Source organism: Lutibaculum baratangense AMV1 (assembly GCF_000496075.1).
In the GTDB taxonomy this organism is placed as follows: domain Bacteria; phylum Pseudomonadota; class Alphaproteobacteria; order Rhizobiales; family Tepidamorphaceae; genus Lutibaculum; species Lutibaculum baratangense.
The window spans coordinates 1-18079 of the sequence record NZ_AWXZ01000026.1 but is presented as its reverse complement, the minus strand read 5'-3'; the positions used below and the strand labels follow the sequence as shown (position 1 = coordinate 18079).

General features: G+C 67.7%; 17 protein-coding genes. 7 read left to right on the top strand and 10 right to left on the bottom strand.

The genetic code is table 11. The features are described from left to right. Nucleotides 1-41: 41 nt before the first annotated feature. From N177_RS09485 to aat, 4 genes are all read left to right on the top strand, one after another. Nucleotides 42-824, top strand: a complete 783-nt coding sequence (locus N177_RS09485) for a DsbA family protein (protein ID WP_023432089.1) — start codon at nucleotides 42-44, stop codon at nucleotides 822-824. 318 nt (nucleotides 825-1142) lie between these two features. Continuing rightward, a complete protein-coding gene (gene accB / locus N177_RS09480; RefSeq protein ID WP_023432088.1) occupies nucleotides 1143-1604 on the top strand; it encodes an acetyl-CoA carboxylase biotin carboxyl carrier protein in 462 nt (153 codons plus the stop codon). A 4-nt stretch (nucleotides 1605-1608) separates the two neighbouring features. Continuing rightward, complete coding sequence (gene accC / locus N177_RS09475) at nucleotides 1609-2958, top strand: acetyl-CoA carboxylase biotin carboxylase subunit (RefSeq protein ID WP_023432087.1); 1350 nt, start codon at nucleotides 1609-1611, stop codon at nucleotides 2956-2958. Nucleotides 2959-2975: 17 nt separating this feature from the next. Further along, on the top strand, nucleotides 2976-3647 hold the full coding sequence (aat, locus tag N177_RS09470) for a leucyl/phenylalanyl-tRNA--protein transferase (RefSeq protein ID WP_023432086.1): 672 nt from the start codon (nucleotides 2976-2978) through the stop codon (nucleotides 3645-3647). Here aat and N177_RS09465 read toward each other — a convergent pair. The 3 genes from N177_RS09465 to N177_RS20580 all read right to left on the bottom strand — a co-directional run bounded on the left by N177_RS09465 (nucleotide 3584) and on the right by N177_RS20580 (nucleotide 5213). Next, nucleotides 3584-3991 (bottom strand): DUF2155 domain-containing protein, encoded by a 408-nt coding sequence (locus N177_RS09465; protein WP_040485522.1) that lies wholly within the window; start codon nucleotides 3989-3991, stop codon nucleotides 3584-3586. The genes aat and N177_RS09465 overlap by 64 nt on opposite strands. Nucleotides 3992-4091: 100 nt before the next feature. Further along, nucleotides 4092-4502 carry an NADH:ubiquinone oxidoreductase subunit NDUFA12 gene (locus N177_RS09460; protein ID WP_023432085.1) on the bottom strand — a complete coding sequence of 137 codons (411 nt, stop codon included), beginning with the start codon at nucleotides 4500-4502 and terminating at the stop codon, nucleotides 4092-4094. A 60-nt stretch (nucleotides 4503-4562) separates the two neighbouring features. After that, nucleotides 4563-5213: a response regulator gene (locus tag N177_RS20580; protein ID WP_023432084.1), complete on the bottom strand. Its 651-nt coding sequence runs from the start codon at nucleotides 5211-5213 to the stop codon at nucleotides 4563-4565. A gap of 446 nt (nucleotides 5214-5659) precedes the next feature. On the opposite strand from N177_RS20580, the gene N177_RS09450 reads away from it, so the two are divergent. Continuing rightward, nucleotides 5660-9367, top strand: a complete 3708-nt coding sequence (locus N177_RS09450) for a vitamin B12-dependent ribonucleotide reductase (protein ID WP_023432083.1) — start codon at nucleotides 5660-5662, stop codon at nucleotides 9365-9367. Between the two features lie 352 nt (nucleotides 9368-9719). Here the strand turns inward: N177_RS09450 and N177_RS21650 are convergent, their stop codons facing one another. The 7 genes from N177_RS21650 to N177_RS09420 form a co-directional block, all read right to left on the bottom strand. Beyond that, complete coding sequence (locus N177_RS21650; protein WP_160170924.1) at nucleotides 9720-9890, bottom strand: hypothetical protein; 171 nt, start codon at nucleotides 9888-9890, stop codon at nucleotides 9720-9722. Between the two features lie 110 nt (nucleotides 9891-10000). Next, a complete protein-coding gene (locus N177_RS09445) occupies nucleotides 10001-10696 on the bottom strand; it encodes an Ntn hydrolase family protein (RefSeq protein ID WP_023432082.1) in 696 nt (231 codons plus the stop codon). 130 nt (nucleotides 10697-10826) lie between these two features. After that, nucleotides 10827-11321 carry a hypothetical protein gene (locus N177_RS09440; protein ID WP_023432081.1) on the bottom strand — a complete coding sequence of 165 codons (495 nt, stop codon included), beginning with the start codon at nucleotides 11319-11321 and terminating at the stop codon, nucleotides 10827-10829. 117 nt (nucleotides 11322-11438) lie between these two features. Beyond that, nucleotides 11439-12713, bottom strand: a complete 1275-nt coding sequence (gene arsJ, locus N177_RS09435; RefSeq protein WP_023432080.1) for an organoarsenical effux MFS transporter ArsJ — start codon at nucleotides 12711-12713, stop codon at nucleotides 11439-11441. Beyond that, entirely contained in the window at nucleotides 12710-13708 is a 999-nt protein-coding gene (locus N177_RS09430) for an ArsJ-associated glyceraldehyde-3-phosphate dehydrogenase (RefSeq protein ID WP_023432079.1), read from the bottom strand. Before N177_RS09430 ends, arsJ begins: the two co-directional genes overlap by 4 nt. Then, nucleotides 13705-14538, bottom strand: a complete 834-nt coding sequence (locus N177_RS09425) for an arsenate reductase/protein-tyrosine-phosphatase family protein (protein ID WP_023432078.1) — start codon at nucleotides 14536-14538, stop codon at nucleotides 13705-13707. The genes N177_RS09430 and N177_RS09425 overlap by 4 nt, the downstream gene beginning before the upstream one ends. Nucleotides 14539-14772: 234 nt before the next feature. Next, nucleotides 14773-15714 (bottom strand): homocysteine S-methyltransferase family protein, encoded by a 942-nt coding sequence (locus tag N177_RS09420; protein ID WP_040485520.1) that lies wholly within the window; start codon nucleotides 15712-15714, stop codon nucleotides 14773-14775. 177 nt (nucleotides 15715-15891) lie between these two features. Here N177_RS09420 and N177_RS09415 point away from each other — a divergent pair, with 177 nt between their 5' ends. Together N177_RS09415 and N177_RS09410 are read left to right on the top strand one after the other, a co-directional pair. Then, nucleotides 15892-16875, top strand: a complete 984-nt coding sequence (locus N177_RS09415; RefSeq protein ID WP_023432076.1) for an AraC family transcriptional regulator — start codon at nucleotides 15892-15894, stop codon at nucleotides 16873-16875. Between the two features lie 321 nt (nucleotides 16876-17196). Then, nucleotides 17197-18021 (top strand): PRC-barrel domain-containing protein, encoded by an 825-nt coding sequence (locus N177_RS09410; protein ID WP_023432075.1) that lies wholly within the window; start codon nucleotides 17197-17199, stop codon nucleotides 18019-18021. Nucleotides 18022-18079 lie beyond the last annotated feature (58 nt).

The window sequence follows — 18079 nt, the reverse complement described above, 5'->3', positions numbered from 1 at the left end:
CAGCCGAACGAACGGCCGCCCTGTCCTTCCGGAGTCACCCGATGTTCCGACCTCTCGCCCCCGCCATCGCGCTGACCGGCGCTCTCCTGATGCTTCCCGGACCGAGCGCCGAAGCGCAGACCGCTCAGGAGATCGGGCCGGCGATCGAGCGGTATCTCGGCGAGAACCCGGACGTCATCGGGCCTGCCGTCCGCCAGTACCTTCTCGACAATCCGGAGGTTCTCGAGGAGGTGATCACAGCACTCGAGGCGAAGCGGGAAGCGGCCCAGGCCGACGCTCAGAGCCAGGCTGTCGACGCCAATCGCGAGGCGTTGACGAGTGCGACCTTCGACGTGGTGGCCGGCAACCCCGACGGCGACGCCACGCTCGTCGAGTTCTTCGACTACAACTGCGGCTATTGCAAGCGCATGCTGCCGGAAGTGGTCGACCTCATCGAGAAGGACGATCAGCTGCGCGTGGTGTTCAAGGAATGGCCCGTGCTGGGCGAGGACTCGGCCGACGCCGCGCGTGTGGCCCTCTCCGTCCGACAGGTGGCACCCGACAAGTACTTCGAGTTCCACCGCACGCTGCTCGCGCACCGGGGGCGTGTCGGCAAAGGCGAGGCACTGGAAGTCGCCGAGGGGCTCGGGATAGATGCAGACGAGATAGAGGCGCGTATGGGCGCCGACGAGGTGACCGCGGCGTTGCAGGAGAACTTCCGGCTCGGCGATGCGCTGGGCTTGCGCGGCACGCCCTCCTACGTCGTCGGCGACCGGGTCTTCATGGGTGCGGTGCCACGCGAGGAACTGGCCGAGGAGATCGACCAACTGCGCGGCGGAGGCTGAGGCCCGGCTCCTCCCCTCCGAACGACCGCTTCAGCGCCCACGCCGCCGCAATTGGGTTGAACATTGCGGCTGCTGTCTGTAGGCAGGACGCCACTGCTCTGCATCGGAGCAAGAGTACGCGGGCAAGCGACAATCCGCTCCCTCGGCTCGAACATTCGCCGCAGGCGGACGTTTTGGGCAGCAGCCGGACGTTCGTCAGCGGAAGACGACCGGCTGGCGGAGCGCCTCGCGAGGCTGATCCGCCGATCGATGCAGGGCAGGGTCTGAGGCCCCGACGGCAATGAGCGCCGGCCCCCTCGCCGTCTCCAGGGAAGAATAATGGCAAAGCCGAATCGCGACATCGACAAGAGCCTGATCAGGGAACTCGCGGAGCTGCTCTCGGAGACCGAACTCTCGGAAATCGAGATCGAGCAGGACGGACTGCGGGTGCGCGTGGCGCGGCAGATCACCGGGACGATGCATCACGGCGTTGCGAGCCCAGCGCCGCAGCCCGCACCCCAGCCGAGTGCACCGCCACCGGCGGCGAGCGCGGAAGGCGGGCTCCCGGCAGGCACCGTCACGTCGCCGATGGTCGGCACCGCCTATCGCGCGCCAGAACCCGGGGCGAGAGCCTTCGTCGAGGTCGGCAGCGTCGTGCGCGAGGGCCAGTCCATCCTCATCGTCGAGGCGATGAAGACGATGAACCACATCGCCGCCCCGCGGGCGGGCACGGTCACCCAGATCATGGTCCAGGACGGGCAGCCAGTGGAGTTCGGCGAGCCGCTCCTCGTGATCGAGTAGCGCGATGTTCGAGAAAATCCTCATCGCCAACCGGGGCGAGATCGCGCTGCGGGTGCTGCGCGCCTGCAAGGAGCTCGGCATCTCCACCGTCGCGGTTCACTCGACCGCCGACGCGGATGCCATGCATGTGCGCCTCGCGGACGAGAGCGTGTGCGTGGGCCCGCCCCCGGCCCGCGACAGCTACCTCAACATTCCCTCGCTGCTCTCGGCGTGCGAGATCACCGGCGCCGACGCCGTCCATCCCGGCTACGGCTTCCTCTCCGAGAACGCCCGCTTCGCGGAGATCCTCCGCGCGCACAACATCACCTTCATCGGCCCGACGCCCGAGCACATCCGGACGATGGGCGACAAGATCGAGGCGAAGCGGACGGCCGCACGGCTCGGCCTGCCCGTCGTGCCCGGCTCCGAGGGAGCGGTGCGCGGTGACGAGGAAGCCAGGAGGATCGCCGGGGACATCGGCTATCCCGTCCTCGTCAAGGCGGCGGCAGGCGGGGGCGGCCGCGGCATGAAGGTCGCGCGCACGCCCGACGACCTCGAATCGGCACTGTCCACCGCGCGCGCGGAGGCGAAGGCGGCCTTCGGCGACGACGCGCTCTACATCGAGAAGTATCTCGACCGCCCTCGCCACATCGAGATCCAGGTGATGGGCGACGGCAAGGGCAAGGCGGTTCATCTGGGCGAGCGCGACTGCTCGCTGCAGCGCCGTCACCAGAAGGTCTGGGAAGAGGCCCTCTCCCCCGCGCTCAACGCGTCCGAACGGAAGGCGATAGGCGAACGAGCATCCGCCGCGATCGCGGAGCTCGGTTATGCCGGCGCGGGCACGATCGAGTTCCTCTACGAGAACAACGAGTTCTTCTTCATCGAGATGAACACCCGCCTGCAGGTCGAGCACCCGGTCACGGAGATGGTGACGGGCATCGACCTCGTGAACGAGCAGATCCGCGTCGCGTCGGGCTCGGGACTCTCGGTGACGCAGGACGAGATCACGTTCGACGGCCACGCCATCGAGTGCCGCATCAACGCCGAGCATCCCGAGACATTCCGACCGTCACCCGGCGTCATCCAGCATTACCACTCTCCCGGCGGCCTCGGTGTCAGGGTCGATTCGGCCGTTTTTCAGGGCTACAGGATCCCTCCCTATTACGACAGCCTGATCGGGAAGCTGATCGTCCACGGCAAGACGCGCACGGAATGCCTGATGCGCCTGCGGCGGGCCCTGGGCGAGTTCGTCGTCGATGGAATCGACACCACGATTCCCCTCTTCTCGCGCCTGCTCGACCAGGCCGACATCATCAACGGCGACTACGACATCCACTGGCTCGAGGAGTTCCTGAGCGGAGCGGAGCGCGGCTGACCCCCGCGTTTCACGAGATGACCACGCCAGACGACCAGCTCTTCGCCGTCACACCCGAGGTCCTGCTCAAGGCGTATGCCTGCGGGATCTTCCCGATGGCGGAGAGCGCCGACGATCCGTACCTGCACTGGATCGAGCCACGGGAGCGCGGCATCCTGCCGCTCGACCGCCTGCACCTGTCCCGCAGGCTCGCCCGCACGATCAGGCGCACGCCACTTCAGGTCCGCATCGACACCGACTTCGCCGGTGTCATGGAAGGCTGCGCCGAGCCGGCTCCCGGCCGCCGGAAAACGTGGATCAATGCGGAGATCCGCCGCCTCTACACCGCCCTTCACGAGATGGGACACGCGCACAGCGTGGAAGTGTGGGAGGGCGACGCGCTTGTCGGCGGCCTCTACGGCGTGCGGCTCGGAGGCGCGTTCTTCGGCGAGAGCATGTTCCACCGGGTGACGGACGCGAGCAAGATCGCCCTCGTCCACCTCGTCGCGCGCCTCCGCTTCGGCGGCTTCACGCTCCTCGACACGCAGTTCGTTACCGAGCACCTTCAGAGCCTGGGTGCCGTCGAGATCTCCCGCGGCGCCTATCAGCGGCTGCTCGACAAGGCCGTGGCCACGCCGGCCGACTTCTACCGGCTGCCGACGTCGACCTCGTCGGACTCGCTCTTACAGTTGGTCAGCCAGACGTCGTAGACGGGGTGCTCGACGGCGTTGAGGCCGGGGCTGTCGGCGAACATCCACCCCGTGAAGATGCGCTGGATCTTGCTGTCGAGCGTCACCTCGTCCACCTCGACGAAAGCGTCGGTCCGCGGCGCCTCGGACTGGGGACGGGAGTAGCAGACGCGAGGCGTGACCTGCAGCGCGCCGAACTGCACCGTCTCGTCGATCAGCACGTCGAAGGTGATGATGCGGCCGGTGATCTTGTCGAGGCCGGTGAACTCGGCGACCGGATTCTGGATCTTGTTGGCAGCCGCGGAGCCCGCGGACAGAAGCAGCGCCGCGCCGGCAGCGAGGACCAGGGATCTCTTCACGCGCATCCTCGTCGAAAATCGTCTGACGGCTTCTTCCGTGGCGCAGGAATGCGTCGACCTCGTGATGTCGCAGCGGCCGGGCCTCTTCCGCTGCGGTCGAGCCGCTTCAGTCGCCGGGAGACCAGGCGTCGTAGTCACCCGTCACGCGCGGACGCGATTCCGGCGTCAGGGTGCTGCCCTTCGGGCGATAGGCTACCGGCGTGCCGGTGTAGTTCGGGCGGTGCGGCTGATACCAGTCGCGCGCCGGCACCTTCGCCTCGGTCGGGGGCACGTCGGTGGTGTGGTGCATCCAGCCATACCATCCGGGCGGAATCTTGCTGGCCTCGGCGAGGCCGTTATAGATGACCCAGCGCCGCTCTATCCCGAGAGCCGGATCCGGCTTTCCGTTGCGCTGGCGGTAGTAGCGGTTGCCGTTTTCGTCCTCGCCGACGAATTCGCCCATACGCCAGGTGTGGAAACGCGTGCCGAGCGTCTGGCCGTTCCACCAGGTGAAGATCTGAAGTAGGAGGTCGCGCATCTGCAGCCCGTTCTTTTCGGCGGCGAATATGGCCGCTCGCCCCCGGGCTGTCCAGTCCGCTCAGGCGACGTGCCAGCCTTTCCACGCGACCCCGTCGTCCAATACCTCCGGCTGCCCCCGGCGCGCCAGCTGATCGAGCACCAGATCGTCGTCCCGTACGGCGCTTTCCAGGAACGCCCGCAGCTTCTGGCGATAGGCGCGCGTATCGGCCGACTCGTGGGCCCGCATGCGCTCCTCGAGGACGTGCTGCGAGGCTTCCGGCACGTAGGCGCCGTCGCGCTGGACGAAGCGGTGGCTCTTCGAGGACAGCATGTGCAGGCGCGTGCGAAGGACGGTCGCGGAGATCGGCTTCAGGAGCACGGAGTTGACCCCTGTCTCGAGGGCCACGTCGAGCATCGACCAGCTGATCTCGGGCGTCAGCACGAGCGCCGGCACGAAACACAGCGGCTCCATATCGGCCCTCCGCATGTGCCGCAGGAGCCAGTAGCCGCTGCGCGCCCGCATCTCCCAGTCGGTGATGACGAGCGTCGGCGGATCGAGCCGCATCTCGCGCAGGGCCCCGTCGGCCGTGTCGTAGCCCCTGATTCGACCGACCTTCAGCGCTGCGAGCAGGCTTCGGACGAACATCTGCCCGTGCCGGCTCTCCTGGACGACCACGACATCGAGCTGACTGAAGTCCGCACGATCGGCAGAGAACGTGTTCATCGACATGAGGACCGGCTCCAGGGTGGTCGTCTACCTGGTGGAGGAGACTAGCGAATCCGGCTTACCCCCCGTTTTCGCCGATCCGGACAATTGATCGGAACACGTTCATCGAACCCTCTGACACGGCAGCAGGAATCGGCTTATCCCCGGAATTAACGACACAGTTACCCTATATATTGGGTGCGAGACACAACCCTCACACAAGTGCTTGACGGTTTCGCCGAGTCTCCCCTACCGTTGATGCAATCAAGGGGAGCGAACCGGGGGCTGGAACCGCCGTTCGATGGCCTTCAGGGCGGCGGGCGGTTCAAGGGGCAGCGGGACGGCGGCGCGTGTCCGGCGGGACAACGGCATGTCGGCGGGCTCGCCCGGGATTTTTTTCGATGATCCGACTCCGGCCGCGGCGGTCCGGACGTCGCGGCGACACGGCTTGATCAGGGGCCTTCTGAACGATGCAGATCGAACGTCAATTCACTTCCGAGCGCCAGTCTCCCTACGAGGGGCTCGAGTTCCGCAGGACGACGAGCGAGATCCGCAACCCGGACGGCTCCGTCGTCTTCCGGCTGGCGGACATCCTCGTTCCCGCGTCGTGGTCGCAGGTCGCAGCCGACGTGCTCGCCCAGAAGTACTTCCGCAAGGCCGGCGTCGCGGCGCGGCTGAAGCGCGTCGAGGAGCCGACCGTCCCCTCGTGGCTCTGGCGGTCGGCGCCCGACGAAGCGGCGCTGGCGGAGCTTCCGAAGGACGAGCGCTACGGGCCGGAGACCGATTCCCGCCAGGTGTTCGACCGGCTGGCCGGCGCCTGGACCTACTGGGGCTGGAAGGGCGGCTATTTCGACACCGAGGAGGACGCGCGCGCCTTCCGCGACGAGCTCGCCCACATGCTCGCCACGCAGAAATGCGCGCCGAACAGCCCGCAATGGTTCAACACCGGCCTGCACTGGGCCTACGGGATCGACGGGCCGAGCCAGGGGCATTTCTACGTCGACCACCTGACGGGCGAGCTGAAGCGCTCCGAGAGCGCCTACGAGCACCCGCAGCCGCACGCCTGCTTCATCCAGTCGATCGGCGACGACCTCGTCAACGAGGGCGGCATCATGGATCTCTGGGTGCGCGAGGCGCGGCTGTTCAAGTACGGCTCGGGCACCGGCTCGAACTTCTCGCGCCTGCGCGGCGAGGGCGAGAAGCTCTCCGGCGGCGGCAAGTCGTCGGGGCTCATGTCGTTCCTGAAGATCGGCGACCGCGCGGCGGGCGCGATCAAGTCGGGCGGCACGACGAGGCGCGCGGCGAAGATGGTCGTCGTCGACATCGACCATCCCGACATCGAGAACTACATCGACTGGAAGGTGCGCGAGGAGCAGAAGGTCGCGGCCCTCGTCGCCGGCTCGCGGCTCGTCGCGAGGCACCTGAAGGCCGTCATGAAGGCCTGCGTCAACTGCCAGGGCTCGGGCGACGACTGCTTCGAGCCGGCCCGCAACCCCGCGCTGAAGCGCGAGGTGAGGGCGGCGAAGAAGGCGCAGGTGCCCGAGAACTACGTGAAGCGCGTGATCCAGTTCGCGCGGCAGGGCTTCACCGACATCGACTTCCCGATCTTCAACACCGACTGGGACGACGAGGCCTACCTGACCGTCTCCGGCCAGAACTCGAACAACTCCGTCCGCGTGACGGACGAGTTCCTGCGCGCGGTCGAGGACGGCGGCGAGTGGCGGCTGACCTGGCGGACGACGGGCGAGACGGCGAAGACGCTCGACGCGCGCGACCTGTGGGACCGGGTCGGCTTCGCCGCCTGGGCCTGCGCGGACCCGGGCATCCAGTACCACACGACGATCAACGACTGGCACACCTGCCCCGCGTCGGGCGAGATCCGGGCCTCCAATCCATGCTCGGAGTACATGTTCCTCGACGACACGGCCTGCAACCTCGCCTCGCTGAACCTCCTGCAGTTCCGCCGGAGCGACGGCACGTTCGACGTGGCCGCCTTCGAGCATTCGGTCCGGCTGTGGACGGTGGTGCTCGAGATCTCCGTGCTGATGGCGCAGTTCCCTTCGGCCGAGATCGCGAAGCTCTCCTACGAGTTCCGCACGCTCGGCCTCGGCTACGCGAATATCGGCGGCCTGCTCATGTCGTCGGGCATCCCCTACGACTCCGAGGCCGGCCGCGCGATCGCCGGCGCGATCACCGCGGTGATGACCGGCGTCTCCTACGCCACGTCCGCGGAGATGGCGGCCTCGCTCGGCGCGTTCCCGCGCTTCCAGGAGAACCGCGAGCACATGCTGCGGGTGATCCGCAACCATCGACGCGCCGCGCACGGGCTGGCCGAGGGCTACGAGGGGCTGAACACGCCGCCCGTGCCGCTGGTCCACGATTCCTGCCCGGACGCGCCGCTGACGGAAGCGGCCATGCGCGCCTGGGACCGGGCGCTCGAGGCGGGCGAAAAGCACGGCTATCGCAACGCGCAGGTCTCGGTGATCGCGCCGACCGGCACGATCGGCCTCGTGATGGACTGCGACACGACCGGCATCGAGCCGGACTTCGCGCTCGTGAAATTCAAGAAGCTCGCCGGCGGCGGCTATTTCCGCATCATCAACCGCGCCGTGCCGGAGGCGCTGCGGGTGCTCGGCTACGGCGAGGAGCAGATCCTCGAGATCGTGAATTATGCTGTGGGTAACGGCACGCTGAAGGACGCGCCTTCGATCAACCACGAGACATTGAAGGCGAAGGGCTTTACGGTCGAGAAGATCCAGGCCGTCGAGTCGGCGCTGAAGACCGCGTTCGACATCAAGTTCGCCTTCAACAAGTGGACGCTCGGCGAGGACTTTGTCCAGGGGACCCTGGGGGTCGCGGCGGACGCAATGGCGGACCCGAGCTTCGATCTTCTGTCGGAGCTCGGGTTCAGCCGGCGCGAGATCGAAGCCGCGAACACGTTCTGCTGCGGCGCCATGACGCTCGAGGGCGCGCCGGGCCTGAGGGACGAGCATCTCCCGGTCTTCGACTGCGCCAATGCCTGCGGCCGCCTCGGCAAGCGCTACCTCTCCGTCGAGAGCCACATCCGCATGATGGCGGCGGCGCAGCCCTTCATCTCCGGGGCGATCTCGAAGACCGTCAACATGCCGAACTCCGCCACGGTGGAGGACTGCAAGGACGCCTACCTCCTGTCATGGAAGCTCGGCCTCAAGGCGAACGCGCTCTACCGCGACGGCTCCAAGCTGTCGCAGCCCCTCGCCTCCTCGCTGATTGCCGACGAGGAGGAGGACGAGGAGGAGGTCGCCGCGGAGCTCGCGATGACGCAGCCGGCGCAGGCGCGCGCCGAGCGGATCGTCGAGCGCATCGTCGAGAAGGCGATCCGCGACCGCGAGAAGCTGCCGAACCGCCGCAAGGGCTACACGCAGAAGGCCATCGTCGGCGGCCACAAGGTCTACCTCAAGACCGGCGAGTACCAGGACGGCCGGCTCGGCGAGATCTTCATCGACATGCACAAGGAGGGCGCCGCCTTCCGGTCGCTGATGAACAACTTCGCCATCGCGGTGTCGCTCGGCCTGCAGTACGGCGTGCCGCTCGAGGAGTTCGTCGACGCCTTCACCTTCACCCGCTTCGAGCCGGCGGGCTTCGTGCAGGGCAACGACTCCATCAAGAACGCGACCTCGATCCTCGACTACATCTTCCGCGAGCTCGCCGTCTCCTACCTCGCACGCCACGACCTCGGCCATGTCGATCCGGGCGACACCGGCGCGACGGCGATGGGTGCCGGCGAGCACGAGGGCAAGGCGCCGGCGGTGCAGTTCGTCTCATCCGGCCTCGTGCGCGGCCGCGTGGCGGAGAAGCTCGTCGTCCTCAGTTCCAAGGACCAGGGCGGCAAGCGCGCCGACGGCGGCTCGGTGACGAAGCTGCAGGCCCGCGCGCAGGACTACGCCTCCTCCGGCGCGACGGCGCTGAAGACGGTGCCGGAGATCGAGCGCGAGGCGGAGATCGAGGAGGAGGTCGAGGTCTCCTACGAGCAGACGGCCACCGTCTCTGCCGGCCACTCCAAGGACGCCCAGCGGGCGATGGCCCGGATGAAGGGCTACGAGGGCGAAAGCTGCGGCGAGTGCGGCAACTTCACGATGGTGCGCAACGGCACCTGCCTGAAATGCGACACCTGCGGCGCGACGTCCGGGTGCAGCTAGTTATGCCGACTTGATGCGAGGGTCGTTTTGAGGCTCCCGCATCAGTCACACGTCTCCCGGGCGCCGACTTCGGCGTCCGGGAAGGTTTAGGAGAACGAACTGGCAACTCGCCTGAGTCGAAGGGGCAAGCGAAAAAGGCCGGAGCAGAGCCCCGGCCTTCACCCGCGAAGCACCAGCCAAGGTACTGGCGGGCGGCGAACAAGACCGAAGCCTTGTCCACGAGTCGCGTCACGGCCTTTCCAGGATTCGGGAGTCGAGCGGAAGCCTTGGCACCAACCAAGGGAGCCAAAAGACGGCAACCAATCCGCCTGCCGGTGACGGCCACCGAAATTGTGCCGTGAAGAACCGGTCCTCAGACGTTCAATCCGACGACCAAGGCCTGGACGAAGCGCGATTCCGGCTCGGGGCGCTTAATGGACGGCAAGAAGGACGGGAAACCGTTCAAGGGCGTCCGGAAAGAGAAATGACGGTGTGAAGCCGTCTGCACTGACGCGGCGCCAATCAGGCTCTGCGTCAGTGCCATTCCTCTGTTCCATCTCGAGAAGGACCTTGGCCGCTGGCTCGTCCGCTACAACACCGAGCGGCCCCACCTCGGATACCGCAACCAGGGCTAGCTAGCGCTCGCAAATCTTCTCAATCGAATATGTCAGCAATGGCGGCCTGTTCGGCCGCCTCCCATCGACGCACGTCCTTGCTCACCTGCTCAATCTCTTTCTCGCTGAGGTGGTGCGCACCATCCTTGTCAATACGACACAGGCTGAATGGCCGACCGACGCTGGCAGAGGTGAGGTCGAGCGCTTCCAGGACCCGCAGGACGGCCGCGCAACCGAAGCGCAGCGACCGCGCGGTCAAGTGAAAGTGGGACAGCAGCGAGCCGGCCTGCTGAGCCATGGCGGCGCCGCTGCCGATCGCATGGAAACCGATATCGGCGTAGTGCCCGATCATTCCAGAAGGCGTTATCTCTACGATCCACGGCTCGCCGTCTCGCCATCCGGCGGCCATCACGTAGGCCGACGGCGTCCCGCCGCCTTCGTCGCCCGGCACGTCGGAGATGAACGTGTCGTAGTGATGACGCAGGATTGGGAGGATCTGTTCCTGCAACGCGCGTCCGATGTCGGGGGCCTCCAGAATGGCCGCGCTGTTCTCGCCAAAGCACCGTTCGACGTCGAACAGCACCGACCGCGCGCCACTGCCGCCCCAGGCCGCCAATTCGCCCAAAGGGTGCAGCTTCTCGGCGGGATATGTCATACCGCGCCCCTTGTCTGTGATCTGCGAGTCCGACCCGAGAACGACTCCATCTTGGCACACGGTGGCGAGCACGACGGTCATGGGTCGATCCTCTGAGGTCCTGTGAGACGCGAACGTATTTCCGCCTGTCGATCTGCGGCAGCCACTGAGTTTTTCCTCCAGAAGTGATTAGAGTCCGGCCCCACGGAACGGACCGACGCGCCCGGGAGGGCTATCGGCGCGTGCCGGGCGGGCGATCTTCCGCGAGGCGCTGGTTGATCGTGGCGCCTGCCGCCAGGGCGAGCGCCAGGGTGCCGTAGACCGCCGCGATCGAACGCGGCGACAGGACCTCCTCCCAGCCCGGCGTGAGGCGTTTCGGAACGAGGCGATAGTCGACCACTGCGGCGATGCCGGCCATGACCGTCGCGTCGCGCAGGAGTTCCGCCGTGGAGCGCGGCGGCCGCGTCGCGAGCCACGCCTCGAACGGCAGCGCCCAGAAGCCCGCGGAAGCATGGTGGGTCGCGAAGCCGAGCCCGGTGTGGGCGAGATCGATCTCCTCCACATGACCGGCCCCCTCGCCGTGCAGCCAGTGGCTCGTCGCGTGGGTCGGCTGCACGGCCGACCTGCCCTCGCGCCGGGCGAGCCCCGCGAGCGCCGCGGTGGTGACGAGGCTTGCGACCGTTCCCGTCAGGAGCGCCGAAAGCGCGATCTTCGCCCAGGGCTGCAAGGTGCCTCTCCTCGAGGGTCGTTGACGATCCTCTCAGAACGGGGCCGGCGGCCCCGCGTTCCGCTGGAGCTCCGGCGCCCCTCGAGCCTCGGCGCGGCGGGATCTCCACGTCACTGCTCAGGCGGGCGTCACGCCCGGATTGTCCGCGCGAAGCCTGCCCGCCGCAACCGCACTGAGCGCGACCATCGCGGCTGCGGTTCCGAGCGTCAGCGCGAGCCCGCCCACCTGGTAGGTCACGCCCGAGAGGACGGTGCCGATCAGGCGGCCGCCCGCATTCGCCATGTAGTAGAAGCCGACATCCATCGTCACCCGCTCGGCCTTCGTGAAGGCGAGGATCAGGTAGGAATGGAGGGAGGAGTTGATGGCGAAGACGGCGCCGAAGACGAGGAGCCCCGCGACGAGCGTCGCCGTCAGCCAGGGCTGCGGCTCGGGCGAAGCGAGGGCGGCGGCGGTCAGGACCGCCGGCACGAGGAAGAGCCACACCGCCCAGCCACGGGCCGCGCCGACGAGCTGGCCCTCCGATCTGGCGGGCGCGTCGAGGAGCCGCGGCGCGGCGGCCTGCACCGCCCCGTAGAGAATGATCCACACGGCCATGAAGGTGCCGATCAGGAAGAAGGCCGCACGGTTGCCCTCCTCCGTGCCGTCCGACAGCACGGCGTAGAAGTAGATCGGGATGCCGACCACGAACCACACGTCGCGCGCGCCGAACAGGAAGACGCGCGCGGCCGAGAGCCAGTTGACGTTCGCCGACTTCGAGAAGACCTCGGAGAATTTCGCGCCCTTGCGACCCTTGGGGAGGCCGGCCGGCATCGCGACAAGGACGGCCACGAGAATGGCGGCCAGCACCGCCGCCATCGCCAGGACCGCCCACACGAAGCCGGCGGTGGCGAGAAGCGCCGCGCCGAGGAGGAAACCGAGCCCCTTCACGGCGTTCTTGGAGCCGGTCAGGAGCGCGACCCAGCGGAAGAGCCCGCCGCTCTCCTTCGGCGCGAGGAGCTTCACCGCCGACTTCGAGGACATCTTCGCGAGGTCCTTCGCGACGCCGCTCGCCCCCTGCACGGCCATCACGAAGGCGACGGACAGGCCGAGCCCCCAGGCCGGATCGAGTTGGGACAGGGCGATCAGCGCTGCAACCTGGAGACCGAGACCGGCATAGAGCGTCGAGGTGAGGCCGAAGCGCGCGGCGATCCACCCCGCCGACAGGTTCGTGACCATGCCGGCGATCTCGTAGAGCACGAAGAGATAGGCGAGCTGAATCGGCGTGAAGCCGAGCGTGTGGAAATGCAGGAGCACCAGCATCCGCAGCGCCCCGTCCGTCAGCATGAAGGCCCAGTAGGCGGCGGTGACGGCGACATAGGCCGAGAGGCCCTGCGGGCGGGTCGTCGCGCTCACAGCGAGCCTCCAACCATCATGGCCACGTCGACCAGGCGATGGGCGTAGCCCACCTCGTTGTCGTACCAGGCATAGACCTTCACCTGCGTGCCGTCGACCACCATGGTCGACGGCGCGTCGACGATCGCCGATCGGGTGTCGTCGGTGTAGTCGGCGGAAACGAGCGGCCGCTCCTCGTAGCCGAGGATGCCCCGCAGCGGGCCTTCGGCAGCGGCCTTGAAGAGGGCGTTCACCTCTTCCACCGTCGTCGCGCGCTCGACCTCGAAGACGCAGTCGGTGAGCGAGGCGTTGAGCAGCGGCACGCGGACCGCGTGCCCGTTCAGCCGGCCCTTCAGCTCAGGGTAGATCAGCGAGATCGCGGTGGCGCTTCCCGTCGTCGTCGGGATGAGCGAGTTGAGCGCCGACCGGGCGCGCCGCAGGTCCTTCGAGGGCCGATCGACGATCGTCTGGGTGTTCGTGACGTCGTGGATCGTGGTGATCGAGCCGTGGCGTATGCCGATCGCCTCGTGCAGCACCTTCACCACCGGCGCGAGGCAGTTCGTCGTGCAGGACGCGGCGGTGACGATGCGATGCCGCGCCGGGTCGTAGATGCCGTCATTCACGCCGTAGACGATGTTCGCCGCGCCCCCGTCCTTCACCGGCGCGGAGACGACGACCTTCTTCACGCCCGCCTCGAAATAGGGGGCGAGCTTCGCCTCCGACTTGAAGACGCCGGTGCAGTCGATCACCACGTCGACGCCGTCGAGCGGCAGGGCGGAGATCTCCTTCGCGCCGACGAAGGGCAGCCTCGTGCCGTCGACCGTCAGGCTCCGCTCGTCGTGCCGGAAATCCGCGGCCCACCTGCCGTGCACGGTGTCGAACTCCAGGAGATGCGCGTGCATCGCCGGATCCCCCACCGCGTCGTTGATCCAGGCGAGCTCCGCGCCGCGCGCCAGAAGCGGTTTCAGCGCGAGCTTGCCCATCCGGCCGAGACCGTTCAGCGCGTAGACGGTCATGCCGGCGCTCCGGCGTCCGCGCTGCCGATCGCGTCGACCTGCTTCTGGAGCGCGATTCGGTCGAGCGAGGCGATGGGGAGCGCCGCGAACGCCCTGATGCGGTTCCTGAGCGCTCCGTAGGTTTGCTGGAAGGCGAGGCTCTTCTCCGCGTCGGTGCCCTCGGCCTTCACCGGGTCGGGCATGCCCCAATGGGCGCTGACGGGCTGTCCGCCCCAGGCGGGGCAGTCCTCGTTGGCGGCCTGATTGCAGACGGTGAAGACGAAGTCGAACACCGGCCCATCCGGCCCCTGGAACTCCGCCACGTTCTTCGACCGCAGCAGCGAGATGTCGTGGCCGTTCTGCGCGAGCACCTCGAGCGCGAACGGGTTCAGCTCGGAGTTTGGCCTGGTGCCGGCGGAGAACGCCTCGAACCGGTCGCCCCCCTCCTTGCGGAGGATCGCCTCCGCGAAGATCGAGCGGGCGGAATTGCCGGTGCAGATGAAGAGCACCTTGTACTTGCGGTCTGACATGGCGGCGGTTCCCGGCGAGGATGGAAGCGAGACGGGCAGGCACACCTCGGGCCGCCCCCGGCAGCAATCGAGCAGCAGGTAGTCGAAGGTTTGTCGCGTCTCCGCCATGTCGACGGAGTAGCGCAGAGAGGTCCCCACCCTCTCCTGGGTCACCAGGTTCGCCTGCATCAGCGCCGACAGATAGGCCGACAGCGTGCTGGCCTTGAGCTCGAGCGCCTCGGCGAGCTCACCCGCCGGCACCCGGTCGGGATAACGCCGCATGAGCAGCCGAAAGATCGCCAGCCGCTGGGGATGGCCAAGCGTGGCGAGGCGAGAGGACACCGTTCTTTCCATATTTCGAGAATATGCGAATTAAAGGGGATGTCAATCCCTCTCCTGGACAGGCTCCCCACCGCCTGCACGCTGAGGGCGGGCATCCTCGCGGGCCCGCCCTCAGGAACGTCTCGATGAGGATCAGTCGGCGCCCCGATTCCGCCGCGACGGCCGGCACGGGCATCGAGCGAACGCTGCCCGCGCCGCAGGCCCCTGCCGGCTCCCTCGTGCCCACCGTACTCGTCAGGCCGCCGCGAGGCAGGCGTCGCCGATCCGCTCGATATGCCGGTGGTCGGTGCCGCAGCAGCCGCCGAAGATCGAGAGGTTGGGAAGCATGCGCCTCAGCCGCACGTAGTCCCGCGCCAGCTCCTCGGGATCGCCGGGATCGAGCGTGTCGGACTCGTCGAGCTCGGCATGGCTCTTGCGGGACGCGTTCGCACGGACGCCGCGGATGCGTGCGCGCCAGTCGCCCCCTTCCAACGCGTCGGCGAAGTGGTCGGGGTGCGCGCAGTTGATCATGTAGTAGGCGGCCGCCGAGCCGGTCGCATGGTCGACCGCCTCGATCGCCTCGGCCAGCGTCTCGCCGGATGGAAGCCGCCCGTCGGTCTCGGTGGTGAAGGCGATCGCCACCGGCATGTCCACTGCGCCCGCGGCACGGACGATGCCGATCGCCTCCTCCGTATGCGTCATCGTCACCGCCGTGACCATGTCCGCGGCCGTGTCGGCGAAGGTGCGGATCTGGTGGCTGTGGTAGCGCTCCGCCTCGTCCTCGGTGAGCCGCTGCTCGACCGCGTAGCCGTCGCCGCGCGGCCCGATATTGCCGGAGATGACGATGGGCGCGGGGGACGCCGTCTCGTCCCGCAGTTCCTCCATCAGGCGCACGGCGTCGCGATTGAAGGCCGCGACGGCCTCCCCGTCATGGCCGAGCCGGGCGCCCCAGCCGGTCGAGCAGCGCCAGGTCGGGCTCTCGAGTAGGAAGCCGACGCCGCGGGCCGTGGAGAGCTTCAGGTAGTCCCGGTAGTAAGCCTTCAGCGCCGCCCGCCCCTCTTCGGCGTCGAGAAGGACGTAGGAGGCGAAGAGCGGCAGATCGAGGCCGTGGTGGAAGATGAGGCTCGTCTCGATCCCGCCGTCGGTGAGGAAAGGCTCGCCGCGCAGTTGCGGCAGTGCATGTCGAAAGCTGGTCATCTCGTTTCCCTTCAGGTTCCAGGGGTTCGTCAAGCCGCGCCTGCACCGGGGAAAGGTGGTAGGATGCTGACGCAGCGGCATGTGTGTCGAGGCCGCGACGTATGCCGCATCGTTCTTCGGGCCGTAATGACCGCGAGACCGGATCACTTGACCGATCCGCCAGTTGAGGGGACAGGCGTGGATCCGCTGATCGATCTCTTCCGCGCGATGGAGCTGAGGGGCGGGATCTTCCTCGAGGCGGAGTTCACCTCGCCCTGGTGCATCCTCTCCCACGTGACGCCGGAGGACTGCAGGCCGTTCATGCCGCAGCCGGCGAACATGATCGCGTACCACTACGTGATCGACGGGCGGCTGCTCGTGACGGCGGGAGAGCAGACCCTGCCGGCCGCAGCCGGAGAGATCATCATCCTTCCACGCAACACGCCGCATGTCCTGGGCAGCGGCGAGGGCGTGAAACCCGTCAGCGCCGACCCGCTCGTCCAGCCCGACGAGAGCGGGGGCCTCGCCCGCATCGTGCATGGCGGCGGCGGCGCACAGACACTCATCCTCTGCGGGTTCCTCGGGACGAACGCGCCGCGACTGCCAATCTGCGACATGCTTCCAGACGTGCTCGTCCTGAACGTCGAGGCAGCGCTCGGCGGGTGGATCGAGAGTTCGCTGCGCTTCGCGACGCAACAGCTCGCCTCCGGCCATGCAGATCCGGCCCGGCTCGCCCGCCTGGCGGAGCTCCTCTTCGTCGAGGCGGTGCGCAACTATCTCGCAGCGCTGCCACGGAGCGACCGCGGCTGGCTCGCCGGCTTGCGCGACCCGGTGGTCGGCCGCGCCCTCATGATCATGCACGCGCAGCCGACCAGGCGCTGGACGTCGGAGGAGCTCGCCCGCGAAGTCGCCCTCTCGCGCTCCGCCTTCGTCGACCGCTTCACACGGGTGCTTGGCGAGGGCCCGATGCACTACCTGACGGGCTGGCGACTACGGATGGCGGCGCAGCAACTGGAGAGTTCCCACGACACCGTCGCCCAGGTCGCCTTCGGCGCAGGCTACGAGTCGGAAGCCGCCTTCAACCGCGCCTTCAAGCGCGCCTTCGGGCTGCCGCCAGCCGCCTGGCGCCGGGGCCAGATGCTCGGGGGCGCCGAACATTGCGCGGCCTCAAACGAGGACTGAGATCCAGGGGGCGGACCGCCGAGGATTCGTCTCGGTCGCGACCGCGCCCTCGCCGCAGATCCGTTGTCCAGGCCCTAATCCCCCTGCCCCCGGCACGGAAAGCGGCCGGAGTGGATGGTTATGTTCCCGTCATATCGCGTACATTCGGTTTCATGCCCGATATATACAGATATTCTTCATAAGCCTCCCGACTTTACCAGCGCCCGAAGAAGAAGACGATAAGCACGCATCCCGGCGTCGGAACAAATCGACTTTCAATTTATTTTTCAGACATCACACGGCGCGACACGGAGCGCCGGCATAGACTGCAGGAGGAACGACATGAACACGCTTCTGAAGACGACCGCACTCGGGCTCGTGGCGCTTGGCCTCTCGGCACCGGCGATGGCCCAGCAGGGTCAGACCTCCGGAAGCGCAGCCGGGCAGCAGCAGGCGACGGTCCAGCAGGGGCAGACCGGGGATTGCCAGGTGATCCAGCAGGACTTCGAACGGCAGGTCCTCGAGGACCCGGAGGCACGCGCCGGCTACACGGGCTCGATGATGCGCGACCTGCGCATGATGCGCGACACCGCGTGGCGCCTCGAGCAGTACGGCCAGACGGAGGCGTGCCAGCGGGTCGCGGAGGCAATGCAGGAGATCGTGAATGATCCCGAGAGCTACCGGGACATGGCCGCGACGACCACCGGCACGATGGGCACGGCGCAGCCGGGTGCCGTCGGCACCGGAGTGACGGGCACGGCCGGCGGCGCGACCGCTCTCGGCTATGACGAGCGCCTTCAGCAGCAGCGTGAGGCCGCGGTCCGCGTGAGCGAGCTCGAGGGTCAGCTCCGCATGGACGAACTGATTGGCACGGACGTCCGCGGCGCCGCCGGCGACTCGATCGGCGAGGTGGACGATGTCGTTCTCGATACGTCGGGCGGACAGTCGTTCCTCGTCGTGTCCTATGGCGGCTTCCTGGGCATCGGCGAGAACGCTTCGGCCATCCCGCTCGACCAGGCGCGCATCTCGACGGACCGCGACGTCGTCTTCGTCGACCTGACGGAGGAGCAGCTCGAGAACGCGCCGACCTTTGATCGCGGCGACTATGCCTGGACCCGCGACGAGAACTGGCTCAGCGAGAACCAGGCGTTCTACGAGCGCGACTGAGACACGCAATCAGGCCTTAAAGCCGCGGTGCCGCCCCACGGGGCGGCACCGTCAGACT

Excerpts from the sequence above, each read along its gene's own strand:
- N177_RS09410 (WP_023432075.1), top strand. The coding sequence starts at position 17,197 with ATGAACACGCTTCTGAAGACGACCGCACTCGGGCTCGTGGCGCTTGGC.
- N177_RS20580 (WP_023432084.1), bottom strand. The coding sequence starts at position 5,213 with ATGTCGATGAACACGTTCTCTGCCGATCGTGCGGACTTCAGTCAGCTC.
- N177_RS09460 (WP_023432085.1), bottom strand. The coding sequence starts at position 4,502 with ATGCGCGACCTCCTACTTCAGATCTTCACCTGGTGGAACGGCCAGACG.
- N177_RS09465 (WP_040485522.1), bottom strand. The coding sequence starts at position 3,991 with ATGCGCGTGAAGAGATCCCTGGTCCTCGCTGCCGGCGCGGCGCTGCTT.
- N177_RS09450 (WP_023432083.1), top strand. The coding sequence starts at position 5,660 with ATGCAGATCGAACGTCAATTCACTTCCGAGCGCCAGTCTCCCTACGAG.
- N177_RS21650 (WP_160170924.1), bottom strand. The coding sequence starts at position 9,890 with ATGGCACTGACGCAGAGCCTGATTGGCGCCGCGTCAGTGCAGACGGCT.
- aat (WP_023432086.1), top strand. The coding sequence starts at position 2,976 with ATGACCACGCCAGACGACCAGCTCTTCGCCGTCACACCCGAGGTCCTG.
- accB (WP_023432088.1), top strand. The coding sequence starts at position 1,143 with ATGGCAAAGCCGAATCGCGACATCGACAAGAGCCTGATCAGGGAACTC.
- accC (WP_023432087.1), top strand. The coding sequence starts at position 1,609 with ATGTTCGAGAAAATCCTCATCGCCAACCGGGGCGAGATCGCGCTGCGG.
- N177_RS09420 (WP_040485520.1), bottom strand. The coding sequence starts at position 15,714 with ATGACCAGCTTTCGACATGCACTGCCGCAACTGCGCGGCGAGCCTTTC.
- N177_RS09485 (WP_023432089.1), top strand. The coding sequence starts at position 42 with ATGTTCCGACCTCTCGCCCCCGCCATCGCGCTGACCGGCGCTCTCCTG.
- N177_RS09430 (WP_023432079.1), bottom strand. The coding sequence starts at position 13,708 with ATGACCGTCTACGCGCTGAACGGTCTCGGCCGGATGGGCAAGCTCGCG.
- N177_RS09445 (WP_023432082.1), bottom strand. The coding sequence starts at position 10,696 with ATGACCGTCGTGCTCGCCACCGTGTGCCAAGATGGAGTCGTTCTCGGG.